Consider the following 2,757-nt stretch of genomic DNA (forward strand, 5'->3'; position numbering starts at 1 on the left):
AAACTGAATATAGGTTTCGTATATAAAAAGCCAGAGTAAAATGATTTCGATTCCTGCTAACATTGGGTTCATTAATCCAAAGAATAAATAAGACCACAAAGCATTTAATGCGAGTTGGATAGCAAAAACAGTCAGTGCTTTGGTAGTTTTTTCTTTTTCAAAATCCATACGATCCCAAACCAATCCCGCCGCAATTCCCATCATAATATACAACATGCTCCATACAGGTGCAAAAATCCAGTTGGGTGGGTTAAAACTAGGTTTGATTAGTGTTGGATACCAAGTTTCAATGCTAGAACGGGTAACCATTCCTGAAAAATAGCCAATGGCAAGGCAGGTAACAACAATACAAAGGATTTTGGTAATCTTATTCATGAGATTTAAATTTTAAAACCCAAATGTACTTAAAAACTTTCTACCGATAAATCAAACAAAGAATTAACCGAATTCCGTAAAAAAAGTATCTTTGCCAAAAAAGATATTTAGATGTTTTCAATCAACGATTTTATACCTTCATTTTATTCCAATACCTTAGAAAGTGGTCAGTTCCAATGGACAGCTCCAAGTAATATTGCTTTAGTGAAATATTGGGGAAAAAAAGAAAATCAGATTCCAGCCAATCCATCAGTGAGTTTTACTTTAAATAATTGTATGACTAATACGAAAGTAGCTTTTACTAAAATCCAGAAACAAGATAATTTTTCATTTGATTTGTTGTTTGAAGGGAAACCCAAAGAAGAGTTTAAACCTAAAATTCAAAAGTTTTTAGAGCGAATTGAAGTGTATTTGCCTTTTTTGAAAGAATATCATTTTACGATTGATACCGAAAATACCTTTCCACATAGTTCAGGAATCGCTTCTTCGGCTTCAGGCATGGCAGCTTTGGCAATGAATTTAATGAGTTTGGAAAAAGCGTTGCGTCCTGAAATGACTGAAGATTATTTTTATCAAAAAGCCTCTTTTTTGGCGCGTTTGGGTTCAGGGAGTGCTTGCCGAAGCGTAAAAGGACAAGTTGTAGTTTGGGGGCATCAAGCCAATATTTTAGGAAGTACCGATTTGTATGGAGTAGAATATCCATATACCATTCACGATAATTTCAACCATTTTCAAGATACAATTCTATTAGTTGACAAAGGCGAAAAGCAAGTGTCAAGTACCTTAGGGCATGATTTGATGCACAATCATCCTTATGCAGAACAGCGTTTTGCACAAGCACATGACAATTTAGATAAGCTAAGAGCTATTTTTGAAAATGGAAATTTAGACGAATTTATAAAAGTAGTAGAGAGTGAAGCCTTGACTTTGCATGCAATGATGATGACTTCGATGCCCTATTTTATTTTGATGAAACCCAATACCTTGCAAATAATCAATGCTATTTGGAAATATCGATCAGAAACTCAAATTCCAGTTTGTTTTACATTAGATGCGGGAGCCAATGTACATGTTTTGTATCCAAATTCTGTGAAAGATAAGGTGTTGCAATTTATTCAGGACGAATTAGTTGGCTATTGTCAAAATGCTCAGTACATTTGCGACCAAATTGGAATAGGTGCTATGCAATTGTAATTTTTGTATCTTTATGCTTTAAGGATAAGATTATGAATATTGAATTAGAAAAAAAAGAATTGATAAAATTGTTGTCTGAAACGAATGACGAATCAATTATTGCGTCTATCAAATCCATTTTCAAAAAAGAAAAGAAAGATTTTTGGGATGAATTGACGGAGGAACAGCAACATATGATTAACGAATCAGAGGCGCAATATGAAAGAGGAGAATATGTCTCTTTTGATGAATTTATTAAGCCCCATTTGTAAAAATGAAAAGGGAAGTGGTAATTACTCCATTAGCTTTTTATGAAATCGAAAATTTATTTGAACTTTTAGTTTTAAAATGGAATAATAAAGTAAAAACAAAATTTTCAAATAAGTTAAAAGACATTATAAATTTGATTGCGGAAAATCCTGAAATGTTTCCAATGTCTAATAAGTCAAGAAGGATTAGAAAGTGTGTAATAAGCAAACAGTCAATTTTGTTTTATAAGTTTAACGATAAGCATATTGTTATTTTATCCCTTTTTGACACCAGACAAGACCCAAATAAGATTAACAAAATAAAATAATTCTCAATCAAAATATGAAAGGACCTTTATTTTACTCAAAAATATTACTTTTCGGAGAATACGGAATTATCCGCGATTCGAAAGGATTATCGATTCCTTATAATTTTTATAATGGAGCCTTGAAAAGAAATGAAAATCCTTCTTCTGAAGCAATCGCTTCAAATGAAAGTTTGAAACGATTTGCAGACTATCTTGAAAAATTGCAAGTTGAACAACCAGACTTAGTTACTTTTAATTTAGAAGCCTTAAAAAGTGATGTGGCTACAGGTATGTACTTTGATTCGAGTATCCCACAAGGGTACGGAGTGGGGAGTAGTGGCGCTTTGGTAGCGGCTATTTACGATAAATATGCCCAAGATAAAATTACGGTTTTAGAGAATTTAACTCGTGAAAAATTATTGCAATTAAAAAATATTTTTTCTCAAATGGAAAGTTTTTTCCATGGGAAAAGTTCTGGTTTAGATCCGTTGAATAGTTATTTGAGTATTCCAATTTTAATTAATTCCAAAGACAATATTGAAGCTACTGGAATTCCAAATCAAAGTTTTGATGGTAAGGGAGCGGTGTTTTTGCTAGATTCAGGCATTGTTGGTGAAACAGCACCAATGGTCAATATTTTTATGGAAAACCTA

At 32.6% G+C, this 2,757-nt stretch carries 4 protein-coding genes and 1 pseudogene; 4 read left to right on the forward strand and 1 reads right to left on the reverse strand.

Going from position 1 to position 2,757, the window contains the following annotated elements:
- A partial coding sequence (locus Q0L68_RS19235; protein ID WP_296705868.1) for a TspO/MBR family protein occupies positions 1-375 on the reverse strand: 375 nt, incomplete at its 3' end.
- A gap of 111 nt (positions 376-486) precedes the next feature.
- Between Q0L68_RS19235 and mvaD the strand changes: the two genes are divergently transcribed.
- From mvaD to Q0L68_RS19255, 4 genes and pseudogenes are all read left to right on the forward strand, one after another.
- A complete protein-coding gene (mvaD, locus tag Q0L68_RS19240; RefSeq protein WP_296705869.1) occupies positions 487-1,569 on the forward strand; it encodes a diphosphomevalonate decarboxylase in 1,083 nt (360 codons plus the stop codon).
- Between the two features lie 32 nt (positions 1,570-1,601).
- Positions 1,602-1,820: a hypothetical protein gene (locus Q0L68_RS19245; protein WP_296705870.1), complete on the forward strand. Its 219-nt coding sequence runs from the start codon at positions 1,602-1,604 to the stop codon at positions 1,818-1,820.
- A gap of 2 nt (positions 1,821-1,822) precedes the next feature.
- Positions 1,823-2,125, forward strand: coding sequence for a type II toxin-antitoxin system RelE/ParE family toxin (locus Q0L68_RS19250; RefSeq protein ID WP_296705871.1), 303 nt, complete (start codon positions 1,823-1,825; stop codon positions 2,123-2,125).
- Between the two features lie 119 nt (positions 2,126-2,244).
- Positions 2,245-2,757, forward strand: a pseudogene (locus tag Q0L68_RS19255) (mevalonate kinase); the annotation flags it as partial.

It is taken from the genome of Algoriphagus sp., assembly GCF_024642405.1.
In the GTDB taxonomy this organism is placed as follows: Bacteria; Bacteroidota; Bacteroidia; order Cytophagales; family Cyclobacteriaceae; genus Algoriphagus.

Bases quoted from the DNA above. Each gene is read 5' to 3' on its own strand.
- mvaD (WP_296705869.1), top strand. From the start codon at position 487: ATGTTTTCAATCAACGATTTTATACCTTCATTTTATTCCAATACCTTA.
- Q0L68_RS19245 (WP_296705870.1), top strand. From the start codon at position 1,602: ATGAATATTGAATTAGAAAAAAAAGAATTGATAAAATTGTTGTCTGAA.
- Q0L68_RS19250 (WP_296705871.1), top strand. From the start codon at position 1,823: ATGAAAAGGGAAGTGGTAATTACTCCATTAGCTTTTTATGAAATCGAA.